The organism is Enterobacter genomosp. O (assembly GCF_001022965.1).
GTDB classification, from domain to species: domain Bacteria; phylum Pseudomonadota; class Gammaproteobacteria; order Enterobacterales; family Enterobacteriaceae; genus Enterobacter; species Enterobacter cloacae_L.
Genome location: NZ_LECZ01000027.1, coordinates 549,398 through 561,889, shown reverse-complemented (window position 1 = coordinate 561,889; position 12,492 = coordinate 549,398). Strand labels below are relative to the sequence as shown.

The 12,492-nt window shown below is 61.4% G+C and carries 14 protein-coding genes and 1 pseudogene; 12 read left to right on the top strand and 3 right to left on the bottom strand.

Features of this window, described 5'->3' with window-relative positions:
• The first annotated feature begins 5 nt into the window (after positions 1–5).
• From ABR39_RS21400 to ABR39_RS21365, 8 genes and pseudogenes are all read left to right on the top strand, one after another.
• Complete coding sequence (locus tag ABR39_RS21400) at positions 6–440, top strand: nuclear transport factor 2 family protein (RefSeq protein ID WP_047348625.1); 435 nt, start codon at positions 6–8, stop codon at positions 438–440.
• Complete coding sequence (locus ABR39_RS21395; protein WP_047348624.1) at positions 437–1,156, top strand: SDR family NAD(P)-dependent oxidoreductase; 720 nt, start codon at positions 437–439, stop codon at positions 1,154–1,156. Before ABR39_RS21400 ends, ABR39_RS21395 begins: the two co-directional genes overlap by 4 nt.
• On the top strand, positions 1,153–2,412 hold the full coding sequence (locus tag ABR39_RS21390) for an NAD(P)/FAD-dependent oxidoreductase (RefSeq protein WP_047348623.1): 1,260 nt from the start codon (positions 1,153–1,155) through the stop codon (positions 2,410–2,412). The genes ABR39_RS21395 and ABR39_RS21390 overlap by 4 nt, the downstream gene beginning before the upstream one ends.
• Position 2,413: 1 nt before the next feature.
• Positions 2,414–3,136: a DUF1365 domain-containing protein gene (locus ABR39_RS21385; RefSeq protein WP_047348622.1), complete on the top strand. Its 723-nt coding sequence runs from the start codon at positions 2,414–2,416 to the stop codon at positions 3,134–3,136.
• Positions 3,133–4,353 carry an SAM-dependent methyltransferase gene (locus ABR39_RS21380; RefSeq protein WP_047348621.1) on the top strand — a complete coding sequence of 407 codons (1,221 nt, stop codon included), beginning with the start codon at positions 3,133–3,135 and terminating at the stop codon, positions 4,351–4,353. The genes ABR39_RS21385 and ABR39_RS21380 overlap by 4 nt, the downstream gene beginning before the upstream one ends.
• Positions 4,350–4,835: a DUF2878 domain-containing protein gene (locus ABR39_RS21375; RefSeq protein WP_047348620.1), complete on the top strand. Its 486-nt coding sequence runs from the start codon at positions 4,350–4,352 to the stop codon at positions 4,833–4,835. The genes ABR39_RS21380 and ABR39_RS21375 overlap by 4 nt, the downstream gene beginning before the upstream one ends.
• Positions 4,832–5,356: pseudogene (locus tag ABR39_RS21370) on the top strand (hypothetical protein). The gene ABR39_RS21375 and the pseudogene ABR39_RS21370 overlap by 4 nt, the downstream one beginning before the upstream one ends.
• Entirely contained in the window at positions 5,353–5,886 is a 534-nt protein-coding gene (locus tag ABR39_RS21365; RefSeq protein WP_047348619.1) for a DUF3833 domain-containing protein, read from the top strand. The pseudogene ABR39_RS21370 and the gene ABR39_RS21365 overlap by 4 nt, the downstream one beginning before the upstream one ends.
• 41 nt (positions 5,887–5,927) lie before the next feature.
• On the opposite strand, the gene ABR39_RS21360 is transcribed toward ABR39_RS21365, so the two are convergent.
• Entirely contained in the window at positions 5,928–6,416 is a 489-nt protein-coding gene (locus ABR39_RS21360) for a DMT family transporter (RefSeq protein WP_047348618.1), read from the bottom strand.
• A 3-nt stretch (positions 6,417–6,419) separates the two neighbouring features.
• Positions 6,420–6,854, bottom strand: a complete 435-nt coding sequence (locus tag ABR39_RS21355) for a DMT family transporter (RefSeq protein WP_047348617.1) — start codon at positions 6,852–6,854, stop codon at positions 6,420–6,422.
• A 95-nt stretch (positions 6,855–6,949) separates the two neighbouring features.
• On the opposite strand from ABR39_RS21355, the gene ABR39_RS21350 reads away from it, so the two are divergent.
• Both ABR39_RS21350 and ABR39_RS21345 read left to right on the top strand, forming a co-directional pair.
• Complete coding sequence (locus ABR39_RS21350; RefSeq protein WP_047348616.1) at positions 6,950–7,891, top strand: LysR family transcriptional regulator; 942 nt, start codon at positions 6,950–6,952, stop codon at positions 7,889–7,891.
• Positions 7,892–7,943: 52 nt separating this feature from the next.
• Positions 7,944–8,885, top strand: a complete 942-nt coding sequence (locus ABR39_RS21345) for a LysR family transcriptional regulator (protein WP_047348615.1) — start codon at positions 7,944–7,946, stop codon at positions 8,883–8,885.
• Here the strand turns inward: ABR39_RS21345 and ABR39_RS21340 are convergent.
• Positions 8,882–9,940 (bottom strand): ABC transporter substrate-binding protein, encoded by a 1,059-nt coding sequence (locus ABR39_RS21340; protein WP_047348614.1) that lies wholly within the window; start codon positions 9,938–9,940, stop codon positions 8,882–8,884. The two genes, ABR39_RS21345 and ABR39_RS21340, sit on opposite strands and share 4 nt — an antisense overlap.
• Before the next feature lie 221 nt (positions 9,941–10,161).
• Here ABR39_RS21340 and ABR39_RS21335 point away from each other — a divergent pair, with 221 nt between their 5' ends.
• Together ABR39_RS21335 and ABR39_RS21330 are read left to right on the top strand one after the other, a co-directional pair.
• Positions 10,162–11,730 carry an ABC transporter permease gene (locus ABR39_RS21335; RefSeq protein ID WP_047348613.1) on the top strand — a complete coding sequence of 523 codons (1,569 nt, stop codon included), beginning with the start codon at positions 10,162–10,164 and terminating at the stop codon, positions 11,728–11,730.
• Complete coding sequence (locus ABR39_RS21330) at positions 11,727–12,470, top strand: ABC transporter ATP-binding protein (protein WP_047348612.1); 744 nt, start codon at positions 11,727–11,729, stop codon at positions 12,468–12,470. The genes ABR39_RS21335 and ABR39_RS21330 overlap by 4 nt, the downstream gene beginning before the upstream one ends.
• Positions 12,471–12,492: the final 22 nt, after the last annotated feature.

Sequence of the window (12,492 nt, the reverse complement as noted above, 5' to 3'; positions counted from 1 at the left end):
GACCCATGAGCACTTTGCCCTCTGTCGTGAGTCGGTTTGTTGAGTACTACGCCGCACTGGATAGCCAGCCGCCGTCTGCGCTGGCTGGGCTTTATCATTCAAATGCCACGCTTATCGATCCGTTTGGCGAGCATGACGGGATTTTCGCGCTTCAGCGCTACTTCACCCATCTGCTGGCTAACGTCGAGCATTGCCGTTTTACCATCGATCCGCCTTTGTGCAGCGACAGCCGTTTTGCTGTGACCTGGGTGATGCACTGGTCGCACACGCGCATTGCCGGAGGAGAGCCGCTCGAACTGCCGGGGTGTTCAGTGGTGGAGACGGAAAACGATCTCATCACGCGCCAGCGGGACTACTACGATGCGGGAGAGATGATCTACGAACATCTTCCTCTACTTGGCTGGGCGGTGCGCGGCGTGAAGCGGAGGGTCAAATCATGAAGACGGTGCTGATTACCGGGGCAAGCTCGGGCATCGGTGCCGGGCTGGCAAAATCCTATTCCGCTGACGGCTACCATGTGATTGCCTGCGGGCGCGATCCGGCACGCCTGGAAGCCCTGCATCAAACCTGCCCCAATCTCACCGTTCGCCTGTTCGATATGACAGACAGGGACGCCTGTCGCCAGGCTCTGACCGGCAGCTATGCCGATCTGATTATTCTCTGCGCCGGGACCTGCGAATACCTCGAGCAGGGCGTGGTGGACGCGGCGCTGGTGGAGCGGGTGATGGCGACAAATTTCCTCGGCCCGGTGAATTGCCTTGAGGCGCTGCAGCCGCAGCTGGTTGCGGGCAACCGCGTGGTCCTGGTGAGTTCGATGGCCCACTGGCTGCCTTTTCCCCGCGCGGAGGCCTACGGCGCGTCCAAGGCGGCGCTGAGCTGGTTTGCCGAGAGCCTGCACCTCGACTGGGAGCCAAAAGGCATTGCCGTCACGGTTGTCTCGCCGGGCTTTGTTGATACGCCCCTGACGCGGAAAAACGATTTTGCCATGCCGGGCAGGGTGAACGTCGACGAGGCGGTTAGGGCGATCCGTACCGGGCTGGCGGCAGGGAAAATGCACATCGCGTTTCCGTCCGGGTTTGGCTTCATTTTGCGGCTGCTCTCCGGGCTACCCGCGTTTTTGCAGCGCGCGCTGCTGCGCAGGATGGTGCGTTCATGAAGATTGCGATTATCGGCAGCGGCATCGCCGGGCTGACCTGCGCCTGGCGGCTGGCCGGGCACCATCAGGTGACCCTGTTTGAAGCGGGATCCGTGCCCGGTGGGCATACCGCAACGGTTGACGTGACGACGCCGCAGGGCACCTATGCGATCGATACCGGGTTTATCGTCTACAACGACCGCACCTATCCGCGCTTTATGGGCCTGCTCAGCGAGCTGGGCATCAGCGGGCAAAAAACGCAGATGAGCTTTTCGGTACACAATCCCGCGACCGGGCTTGAGTACAACGGTCACACCCTGACATCGCTCTTTGCCCAGCGCCGAAACCTGGTGAATCCAACATTCTGGCGGCTGCTGGGCGAGATCGTCCGCTTCAATCGCCTGGCGAAAGCGGCGTTGGACGGGGAGGTGGACCCTAACGCCACGCTGCAGACGTTTCTGGACCAGCATGGCTTCACGCCGTTTTTTGCGCGCCACTACATTCTGCCGATGGGGGCCGCCATCTGGTCATCCTCGCTGCAGGAGATGAAGCGTTTCCCGCTGCCGCTCTTTTTACGCTTCTTTGACCACCACGGCCTGCTGGATATCACCCATCGCCCGCAGTGGTACGTCGTCCCCGGCGGCTCGCGGGAGTATATCCGCGCGATGCTCGACAAGCTGGGCGATCGTCTGACGCTGCACCTGAACGCGCCTGTTCAGCGTGTGAAACGCCATGCGGATGGCATCACCCTCCAGCTCGACGATGCCAGCCATACCTTCGACCAGGTGATTTTTGCCTGCCACTCCGCCCAGGCGCTGGCCATGCTTAGCGACCCGACCCCCGCAGAGCGCGAGGTGCTGGGCGATATCGGCTGGCAGCGCAACGAGGTGGTGTTGCACAGCGATCCGCGCTGGCTGCCGGTGCGCCAGCGGGCATGGGCCAGCTGGAACTACCGCCTCAGCGATCGGGAGCAGGCCAGCGCCTGCGTGACCTACAACATGAACATTCTGCAGGGGCTGCCTGCGGGCAGCCCGCTGTTCTGCGTCACCCTCAACCCGGAGACGCCGGTGGACGAACGCTTCGTCTGGCAACGCTTTATCTATGAACATCCGCTGTTTAACCCGCAAAGTTGGCGGGCGCAGGCGCGCCGCGGGGAGATCAACGGTCAGCGGCGGAGCTGGTTCTGCGGGGCTTACTGGTACAACGGTTTTCATGAAGATGGCGTGCGCAGCGCGCTGGACGTGGTCAATGCGATAGCGGCCGGAGAGGGGAACTGAGATGAACAGCTGCCTCTATCACGGCGTATTACGCCACCGTCGCCTTCAGCCGAAAACCCATGAATTTAGCTACAGCGTGTTTATGGCCTGGCTGGATCTGGATGAACTGCCGCTGCTGGCCTCCGTCGGCGTGCGGCGCAATCGCTTTGCCGCCGCCTCGTTCCATGACGCGGACTATCCCCTCGGCACGCCGCTTAAGGAGAACGCGCTGAGCAGGCTGGAGAGCCTGACCGGGGAACGTCCGGACGGGCGGGTTATGCTCCTGACGCAGCTGCGCTATTTCGGGCTGCATTTTAATCCGGTCAATTTTTACTACTGCTATGACGGGAAGGGAACCCTGCGCTGGGTGCTGGCTGAGGTCCGCAATACGCCGTGGAATGAGCGTCATTACTATGCCGTCAACGGGCAGGATGCGCAGCCCACGGAAAAAGCGTTTCACGTTTCCCCCTTCAACCCGATGGACATGATCTACCACTGGCGCTTTAACAGCCCGGACAACACGCTACATATGCACATTGAAAATCATCAGGAAGCGAAGGTGTTTGACGCCACGCTGGCCCTGCGCCGGGCGCCTCTGACCCGCCCGGCGCTGCGCTCGCTGCTGCTGCGCATCCCGCTGATGACCCTGAAAACCGTTTTCGCCATTTACTGGCAGGCGCTGCGCCTGTGGCTCAAGCGCATGCCGCTATATAACCATCCCGTCAGCAGGAGTGAACGCTCATGACCGATCCCGTCTTTGCGCTAGAACCCGATATCCCGCGCAACGTCCGCATCGCACGCTGGCTGCTTTTCAGGCTGTTAAGCGGCATTCGCGGCGGCTCGCTCACGCTGCGAGAAGGGGCGCAGACCTTTCATTTTGGCGAGACATCCTCCGCGCTGCATGCCGACGTGCAGATCCTCTCGCCCGGCGTCTACTGGCGCGTCTTAACGGGCGGCAGCCTTGCCGCGGCAGAAGCCTGGATGGATGGCGAATGGGAAACCGCGCATCTCACGCCGCTGCTGGAACTGCTGGCGCTCAACGGCGAGGTGCTTGGCCGTCTGGAAAAAGGGTTTCGCCTGCTCGGCAGGCCGCTGGAGCGGCTGCGCCACTGGACCCGGCGAAACTCACGGGCGCAGGCGCGCGAAAATATTGCGGCCCATTACGATTTGGGCAACACCTTTTATAGCCACTTCCTGGATAAAGAGCTGCTCTACTCCAGCGCGCTGTTTACCGCTGACGAGCAGGATCTCACGGCGGCCCAGCAGGCCAAAATGGCGCGCCTGTGTGAACAGCTGGCGCTGAGCCCGGGCGATCACCTGCTGGAAATCGGCACCGGCTGGGGCGCGATGGCGGAATACGCAGCCCGCCATTATGGCTGCCGGGTGACCACCACTACGCTCTCGCAGGAGCAATACGTCTGGGCGACGGAGCGGATCGCCCGCGCCGGGCTGCAGGATCGGGTTGAGGTGCTGCTCTGCGACTATCGCGACCTCACCGGGCAATACGACAAGCTGGTCTCGATAGAGATGATTGAGGCCGTAGGCGAGCGCTATCTGCCGGTGTTCTTCCGCACCTGCCAGACGCGGCTGCGTCCGGGAGGACGGATGGCGATTCAGGCCATCACCATCCAGGATCAGCGCTATCGCGACTACAGCAAAAGCGTCGATTTTATCCAGCGCTACATTTTCCCCGGCGGCTTTTTGCCAAGCATTACAGCGATGAATGAGCTGATGACGCGCCACACCGACTTCGTGGTGCGCAATCTCTTCGACATGGGGCCGGACTACGCCCGCACGCTGGCCCACTGGCGGCAGCGCTTTGTTCATGCCTGGCAGGAGATTGAAAAGCTCGGCTTCGATGAACGGTTCCGCCGGATGTGGCTGTACTACTTTGGCTACTGCGAAGCCGGGTTTAACGCCCGCACCATTAGCGTGGTGCAACTCACCGCCGAGCGCGTATGAGACGCTACCTTCAGGTCTTCCTGCTGGCCGTCGCGTTCGATCTTTACTGGGCGCTGGTGGTGCTCTTTCGCGAACAGGGCCTGATTATCTGGCTTGCGCTGGCGATCCTGGCATGCCTGCTGTTACCGCCTGCATACCGTTTTTACGCCATCGGGCTGGCGGCGGCGGGTAGCCTGCTGGACGCGCTCTGGGCCCTGACCGGGCTCATTGCCTTCACGGGCGAGTCCCTGATGCCGCTATGGATGGTGGCATTGTGGCTGATGTTCGCCACCGTCTGGACGCAGCTGACGCGTACCACCACGTTACCCGGCTGGCTGCTGACCCTGCTGGCCGCCGCGGGAGGGCCGGTGGCCTATCTGTTCGGCGAGCGGCTGGGCGGCATCACGTTTCTGGAGCCGACCTTTATCGTCGTCAGCTGGATGGCGCCGGGCTGGCTGGTGCTGATGCTGTTTTTCCACCTGCTGATGGGGAGACAAAAATGAGAGCTGTGGTTCTGCTGCTTTGTTTAACGATCGTCACGCCCGCGGCCCAGGCGGCCGACTGGCTGGCCTGGCGCAAGGTGGGCGACGCCACGCTGACCTGGGGACCCTTCACCGTCTATACCTCTCAGCTGCTTACCCCCGACGGGCGTTACGGCCAGGGGAACCCGAATCAGGCGCTGATTATTACCTACGCCCGCGACATCGATCGCGATGAGCTGGTCGAGGCCACGCGCGACCAGTGGCAGGCGCAGGGGATCCTGGCGCAGGAGCCGCAAAGCGAAGCCTGGCTGCGGATGCTCTAGGCGCTGTGGCCGGATGTCCGGCCGGGCTCGCAGCTGGCCTTTGTCCTCAATGACGGGCAGGGGCAGTTCTGGTATCGCGAGCCGGCCACCCGGAAAGCGTTTATTCCACTGGGCCCGCGACAGTCAGAGGCGTTCAGCACCCGCTTTCTGGCCATCTGGCTCGATCCCCGCACGCAATATCCTGAGCTGCGTCAGCAGTTAATCGGAGGCCAAAAATGAAACGTATTCTGACCCTGGCGCTGGCGTTTACGATGCTGCTGGCAGGCTGTAGCACCGAGGTGAGCGAGTATCGCCAGCAGCAGCCGCGGCTGGATATCTTCCACTATTTCCAGGGCAAAACCGAAGCGTGGGGGATGGTGCAGGATCGCAGCGGCAAACAGATCCGCCGCTTTCACGTGGAGATCGCCGGGGACGTTATCGGCGATACGCTGACGCTCAATGAGCACTTTGTTTACGACGACGGCGAGAAGCAGCAGCGGGTATGGCATATCCGGCGCGTGGGGAACGATCGCTACGAGGGAACGGCAGGGGATATCGAAGGGGTTGCCACGGGGCAAGGCTCGGGCAACGCCTTTAACTGGCATTACAGCATGAACGTAAAAGCCAGCGGGAGCACCTGGCTACTGAAGTTTGACGACTGGATGTATCTGCAGGATGAGACCCATCTGTTTAATAAAACCGAGATGAAGAAATTTGGCGTCACCGTCGCCACGGTGACGCTGTTTTTTACAAAGTTGCAGGGAACGTAAAGTGACCGGAATGATCACTAAAGCCGTATGTTCCCCTCACCCTAACCCTCTCCCCGAAGGGGCGAGGGGATGTCCGTGCTCGCTGGGCGGGCTTTACTGCCCGAGTAAATGAAGAAAAGCGCAATCCCCAGGCAGATAATCGCCCCCAGACGGCTCGTCGAAAACGGAATGGCCGCATTCCCCAGCCAGCCAAAGTTATCAATCAGCATGCTCATGGTGAGCTGGCCGAAGATGACTGCGACCGTGGCAACGGCGGTACCGATCCGCTGCACGGCAAGGACCATTATCACGATATAGGGCACGCCAAACATCGCGCCGAGGAGCTGCCATTTCGGCACGTCCAGCAGCGTGACGGCCTGCTTAGGCTCAAAGAAGAAAATGAGCAGGGCGGTCACCAGCGCGCCGACGGAAAACGTCAGAAATGCGCTTTTAAAAACGCCCACGCTGCTGCCGAGCTGTCCGTTGATTGCGGCCTGAATGCTCAGCGTCGCGCCGCCGCAAACGGCGAGAAAAATCATAATCAGCGTCATACGTTACCCCTGTGCGACCAGAACCAGTGCCGCAATGATGAATCCCAGAGCGATAATGCGCTTCGCGTTTATCCTCCTGTGCGGTGTACCAAGCAGACCGTAGTGGTCAATGATCAGGCTTTTAAAAACCTGACCGGCCAAAATGCCAATCATGGTCATGGCGATGCCGATGGCGGGTGTCGCCACGGTCAGAATGACCACGTAAACAGGGCCAAGCACCCCGCCGAGCAGTTGCCAGGAGGGCTGTGTAAAAAATGATGGACTGTTGCGCGGGCTGAAAAACAGCATCAGCAGAAACGTCAGCGCTGCGCCAACGCCGAAAATGCTGAACGTCGCCCATAAATCCCCGACCTCGCCGCCCAGCGGCCCCAGTAATCCCGCCTCGACGGAGAGGCCCATCCCGCCGGCAATCACCAGTAAAATCAAAACAAACTGCATTATTCTTCCTCCGTTTACAGGCGAAGAAGATTACGTCGCGAGCTCAGTGAGAAAAATGCCATAATGCTGGAAACACCTTTGCAGGATATGCATTAATGGTTGACGCCAGCAACATCAACATCCGCGCGCTGCTGATCTTCATTGACGTGTATGAAGCTCAGAACTTCTCCGTTGTGGCGCGGCGGCAGGGGATATCGGCCTCGCAGATATCGCGCGTGATCCACCAGCTTGAGGATGCCCTCGGGCAGCAGCTTTTCTACCGCAATACCCGGGCCGTCATCCCCACGGAAAGCGGCCATCTTTTTATTCGCTATGCCCGGTCGATGGCGGAAAACCTGGAAGAGGCGCGACGAGAGCTGGACGCGCGCGCGGCGGAGCCGTCCGGCGCGATCCGCATTAACGGACCGGTGTTTTTCGGCCAGAAGCACATTGCCCCCGGCCTTCTAGGCCTGTCGGAACGCTATCCGCGCCTCAGCGTAGAGCTGACGCTGACCGATGATTTTATCGACCCGCACCGGGATGCCGCCGACGTTATCTTCCGGATTGGCGTTCTGACGGACTCCTCGTTTCACGCGCGGGTGTTCGGGCAGCTGGTGTATCACCTGGCCGCGTCGCCAGACTACGTGCGTAAGTACGGTGCGCCTGAAGGGCCGGACGATCTGAACCGCCATCGCTGTCTGGTCTATCGCGGATCGTCAGGGCCGAACCGCTGGCTGCTGCGCAGAGCGGGCGAGGCGTGGACACACTATCCCGTGACGCCGTTGATGGCCTCGAATAATGCGGAAGCGTTACTGGCCGCGGCGCTGGGCGGGATGGGTATTGTGCTGTTTCCTGACTGGCTGGTGAGCGAGCAGCTCCAGCGCGGCGAGCTGATTCCGCTCCTGCCCGCGCTGGAGTGCGCGATTAATACGGAACAACAGGCTATCGCGGCGATCTATCCCGATGCCCGACATCCGCCCCTGAACGTCAGGGCGGTGATTGATTATTACGTCGAGCGTTTTGGCACGCCGCCGTACTGGCAAGCCGGGATTGCGTGACGGGTCCGGCATCCAGTAGTGTTAAGGGATATCAACAGAGGACGATTCGGCCATGCACCTTGATTTTCGCCAACTTCGCAACTTTGTCGCGCTGGTTGAATACGGCAGTTTTAACCGGGCGGCGGAGGCGGTTTGCCTCTCGCAGTCCGCATTTAGCCGAAGCATTCAGACGCTGGAGCAGAGCGTGGGGCATCCTTTATTCGATCGCCAGAGCAAGCTTCCCACCCTGACGCTGCACGGACAAACGCTGCTTCCTTACGCTCGCCGCTTTCAGGCCCTGAACGTTGAGCTCAGCAGCCAGATGCGCGAGGCGGAGGAGGCGCTCACCGGCGAGGTGATGTTCGGCTGCGGCCCGGCACCGTCGGCGCGGCTGATCCCCGCCGCGGTGGGGGCATTCCACCGCAGCATGCCCCAGGCGAAGGTAAGGTTTCAGGTTGATAACTGGTTTGCCCTCCATCAGGCGCTGACTTCTCGCCACTATCCATTCGTCGTCGCCGACAGCTGGCAGGCCGAACTCGATCCCCAGCTTCGCGTTCAGCCGCTGAGCCCGCAGCGCTGCTTCTTTATCTGCCACGCCGATCACCCGCTGGCGAAGGAGGGACCCGTCTCCGTCCAGACCATGCTCCGCTATCCGTTTGCCGCACCCTATTTGCCGCCCGGCGTGCGCAAAGTGCTGGCAACCCTGAGCGAGCAGCAGGATTTTTCGCCGGCAATTCAGTGTGACCACATTTATGCGCTGCTTTCTACGCTGGCCCATACGCACGCCGTCAGCTTCGCCAGCGAGGACGGCTTTGCGCTTTGCCAGCAGAGCCACCGCCTGGTCAAGCTGGAGCTCAGCGATCTGCCGGAAGAGTGGCGCCTGATGCAGACCCGGTTTGGGATTATCTCCCCGGTTCATGCGACCCAGCCGCCGCTGGTCGAGAAGATGATCGACATTATTCTCCACGTTGACCGCCAGCATGCTCTTCAACTGCTGGAGCAGGAGGAGGTTTAGCGCGGCTGACCTTCGGCATCGTACTGCGGCCAGCGGGCTTCCAGCTTCAGCGCGATGAGCGCCTGTTCGACGAATTTTCCCTCGGCCCACTGTCGGGCATCAAAGGCGCTGCGGATCAGGCGAGACGCCTGCGCCTGTTCAACGCTCTGGCTGAAGCTGTCCGTCAGGAACGAGTCGATGCGCGGTGAGGTGGTAAAGTTAAGGTCGTCGGGGCGGAGCTCTTCCAGGAAGAGCGCCTGGGGGATCTGGCTTTGCTGCGCCATTTCAGCGGACCAGGCGTTGCGGCTGGAGGGCTCGCTTATCTCAGCAGCATTTTTCACCAGAACGTCGACGATCTGTTGGGTAGCCTGCGGCCACGCGTCGATAAAGTGCTGCGTACCGAGCAGCGCAGCCTGCGTCGTATTCTGGCGGCCAGAGTCGCCGCTTCTGGCCACCACGTCTATTTTCTCGCCGCGTAAGGCAAGCAGCGATACGCCGCCCCAGACGGCATCCACGCGGCCAGCGGCCAGCGCCGCCTTACCGGCATTCCAGTCGAGATTAATCACCTGCAGGCTGCGTTCCGTAAGCCCCGCCGTGCGCAGGGCGCGGTCAAACGCCAGCTGATCCGCCGTGCCGCGATAGACCGCGACCCGTTTCGCCTTCAGGTCTGCCAAAGAGCGAATACCCGAGGCTCGGGTCACCGCCAGGTAGGATTCGGACCCGCGGCTGCCGAGCAGCAGGCGTGTCGGAAGGCCGTTTGCCTTTCCGATAATAGCCGCAAGATCGCCAAGCCAGGCAAAATCAAGCTGCTGGTTAGCCAGTGCCTCATTCACCGCCGGACCCGCGCCCTTGAAGAACTGCCATTCAACCCTAACGCCCTGCGGTTTAAACACGTCCTCCAGCTGATGGCGCATATACGCCATGCCGAGCGGGCCTCCGATAAAGGGTTTGCTGCCTGCGCTCTGGTCCGGTACGCCGATACGTATGGTGCGCAGCGGATCGGCGCTGGCGTTCGCCGTCAGCACCATCACGGCTGCCAGCGCCAGCAGGGTGCGGTTGATAAAAGCTTTCATCATAACGAGTGACTCCTGTTGTTTTTTCTCACCCTAAAGACCTCGTCGCCCGGCTGTTAAATGCTTTAAGTGGAAAAGGACAGGTGAAAAAAAGCTAAATCAGCGTCCGTGCACCCGGCAGGTTCACATGCATTTGTTGCATCGGGATTATTCGCGTAACGCAATGACGACGGGCCGTAAGAGGGGTTTTGATAGCGGCATGGCTCGTTAATCAGTGAACCGCTATGTCGCAAATGATTTTAAAAACTGCACCTTCCGGCACGCCGGGGATCCGGCTTAACGGCTGGCCGTGGCTTATGCCCGCGTTACTTCTGCTGCTGTGGTACGTCGCCGCGTTTGCGCGGTGGATGCCTGAACAAATTCTGCCTGCCCCCGGCGTGGTGGCTGACACGGCGCTATCGCTTCTGCGCGGCGATCTGCTGGCGCAGTGGGCCTTCAGCCTGCAGCATCTGGCGCTCGGCCTGCTGCTGGGAGCAATCATCGGTACCGTGCTGGGCGCGCTGTTTGGCCTTGTACCCGGCGTGGCCCGCCGCGTTGAGCCGCTCTTTTATGCGCTGGCGCAGATCCCGACGCTGGGCTGGATCCCTCTGTTTATGGTGCTCTTCGGGATTGATAACGGCCTGAAGCTGGCGGTCATCATCAAAAGCACGATTGTGCCACTGACCCTCAATACGCAGCAGGCGGTGGCGAGCGTGCCCGAGGCGCTGAGCGAGGCCGGAAAAGTGATGCACTTTTCCCGCTGGCAGCGCCTGCGCTGGCTGGTGATCCCGGCAAGCCTGCCGGGCTGGTTTACCGGCCTCAGGCTGGCGCTTTCGCAGGCATGGGTATCGCTGATTGTGGTTGAACTGCTGGCTTCCTCGGAGGGCATTGGCTACCTGATGGTCTGGGGACGTCAGCTGTTCCAGCTGGATATTGTCTTTGTGACCATTGCCGTCGTCGGCATGAGCGGCATGGTAATGGATTGGGCGGCCAGCCGTGTCGGTTCGCGCCTGGTGTTCTGGCCCCAGGCTGCCGTCGGGCGGCTCGCCTGGAAGCCGCAGGCCAGCTGGCAGGCGCTTCAGCTGCCAGCCGCGCTGCTGGTGCTCTGGCAGGTCGCAAGCCAGTGGGGCTGGATTGATGCCGCGCTGTTTTCATCCCCGCAGGCGGTTGTCGCGCGCTTTGTGCAGGGCGCGACGAGCGGAGAGCTGGCGTCAGCCATGCTGGCGAGCCTGGAGCGCACCGTTGTTGGCGGTGCCGTGGGAATAGCTGCGGGACTTTTATGCGGCCTGCTGCTGGCCCTGCGCCCCCGCGCCGGCGAGATCGTCACCCCGACGCTCAACGTCCTGCGCCATATTGCCCTGTTCGCCTGGCTGCCGCTTCTGACCGCGTGGGTCGGTAATGATAACGGCGGGAAAATGGTGTTTATTGCCCTGGCCTCATTTTTCCCGATGTTCTTCAACACCCTGCAGGCCGTCCTGCAGCGTAATCCGCATCTGGACGAGGTGGCCCGGGTGCTGCGCTTAAGCGGGCTGACGCGTCTGCGCACGTTGATTCTGCCCGGCGCAGCGCCCGGTATCTTTGCCGGTCTTCGGCTGGCGCTGATTTACGCCTGGCTTGGCAATATTGGCGCGGAATATTTCATGTCCTCCGGAACCGGGATTGGCAGCCTGATGATCAATGCCCAGCAGCTGCTGGACATGCCCACCATCCTTTGCGGCATGGTGCTCGTCGGAATTACCGGCGCAGCGCTGGATAAAGCCGGACGTTTACTGGAAATCCGCGCCACCCGCTGGCGCGTACAGGAGTCATCATGAGCAACACGCCTTTGGTCTCGTTTCAGCAGGTGCGTAAATCCTGGCAGCAGGTAACCGCCGTGCAGAACTTTAGTCTTGATATCGCCGCCGGTGAGCTGGTCGCGCTGGTAGGAAGCAGCGGCTGCGGAAAGTCGACCCTGCTGCGGATGCTGGTTGGCCTGGAACCCACCACGCAGGGTGAAATCCGCGTCAACGGCGAGCGGGTGTGCGGCGTGGGCAAGGCGCGCGGCATGGTCTTTCAGGAGCCTCGCCTGTTCCCCTGGCTGCGCGTCATTGACAACGTCATGCTGGGCCTGGCGGATGAAAAACTCAGCCGGGCGGCCAGGCGCCAGCGCGCAGAGGAGATGCTGGCGCGCGTGCAGCTTGCTGAATTTGCCAACGCACTCCCCGCGCAGCTCTCCGGCGGCATGGCCCAGCGCGTGGCCATTGCGCGAGGCCTGGTGGCGCGCCCGCAGATACTGATGCTGGACGAGCCTTTTGGCGCGCTGGATGCGCTGACGCGCCACACCCTGCAGCAGGAGCTGTTGCACATCCACCAGAGTGAAGGCACCACCACGCTGCTGGTCACTCACGACGTTGAGGAGGCGGTAGCGCTGGCGGACAGGATCGTGGTGCTTTCCCCGCGCCCCGGACGCATACGCGACGTGGTTAGCCTGGCGCTGCCTCATCCTCGCCAGCGTGACGATGCCGCCTTCGCGGCAGCCTGTCGCCAGATACGAAACCTGATTACCTCATCCTGACCATTCAATTAAGGAGTAATAA

Coding starts and splice junctions, on each gene's coding strand:
- ABR39_RS21400 (WP_047348625.1), top strand. CDS start 6: ATGAGCACTTTGCCCTCTGTCGTGAGTCGGTTTGTTGAGTACTACGCC.
- ABR39_RS21395 (WP_047348624.1), top strand. CDS start 437: ATGAAGACGGTGCTGATTACCGGGGCAAGCTCGGGCATCGGTGCCGGG.
- ABR39_RS21390 (WP_047348623.1), top strand. CDS start 1,153: ATGAAGATTGCGATTATCGGCAGCGGCATCGCCGGGCTGACCTGCGCC.
- ABR39_RS21385 (WP_047348622.1), top strand. CDS start 2,414: ATGAACAGCTGCCTCTATCACGGCGTATTACGCCACCGTCGCCTTCAG.
- ABR39_RS21380 (WP_047348621.1), top strand. CDS start 3,133: ATGACCGATCCCGTCTTTGCGCTAGAACCCGATATCCCGCGCAACGTC.
- ABR39_RS21375 (WP_047348620.1), top strand. CDS start 4,350: ATGAGACGCTACCTTCAGGTCTTCCTGCTGGCCGTCGCGTTCGATCTT.
- ABR39_RS21365 (WP_047348619.1), top strand. CDS start 5,353: ATGAAACGTATTCTGACCCTGGCGCTGGCGTTTACGATGCTGCTGGCA.
- ABR39_RS21360 (WP_047348618.1), bottom strand. CDS start 6,416: ATGACGCTGATTATGATTTTTCTCGCCGTTTGCGGCGGCGCGACGCTG.
- ABR39_RS21355 (WP_047348617.1), bottom strand. CDS start 6,854: ATGCAGTTTGTTTTGATTTTACTGGTGATTGCCGGCGGGATGGGCCTC.
- ABR39_RS21350 (WP_047348616.1), top strand. CDS start 6,950: ATGGTTGACGCCAGCAACATCAACATCCGCGCGCTGCTGATCTTCATT.
- ABR39_RS21345 (WP_047348615.1), top strand. CDS start 7,944: ATGCACCTTGATTTTCGCCAACTTCGCAACTTTGTCGCGCTGGTTGAA.
- ABR39_RS21340 (WP_047348614.1), bottom strand. CDS start 9,940: ATGATGAAAGCTTTTATCAACCGCACCCTGCTGGCGCTGGCAGCCGTG.
- ABR39_RS21335 (WP_047348613.1), top strand. CDS start 10,162: ATGTCGCAAATGATTTTAAAAACTGCACCTTCCGGCACGCCGGGGATC.
- ABR39_RS21330 (WP_047348612.1), top strand. CDS start 11,727: ATGAGCAACACGCCTTTGGTCTCGTTTCAGCAGGTGCGTAAATCCTGG.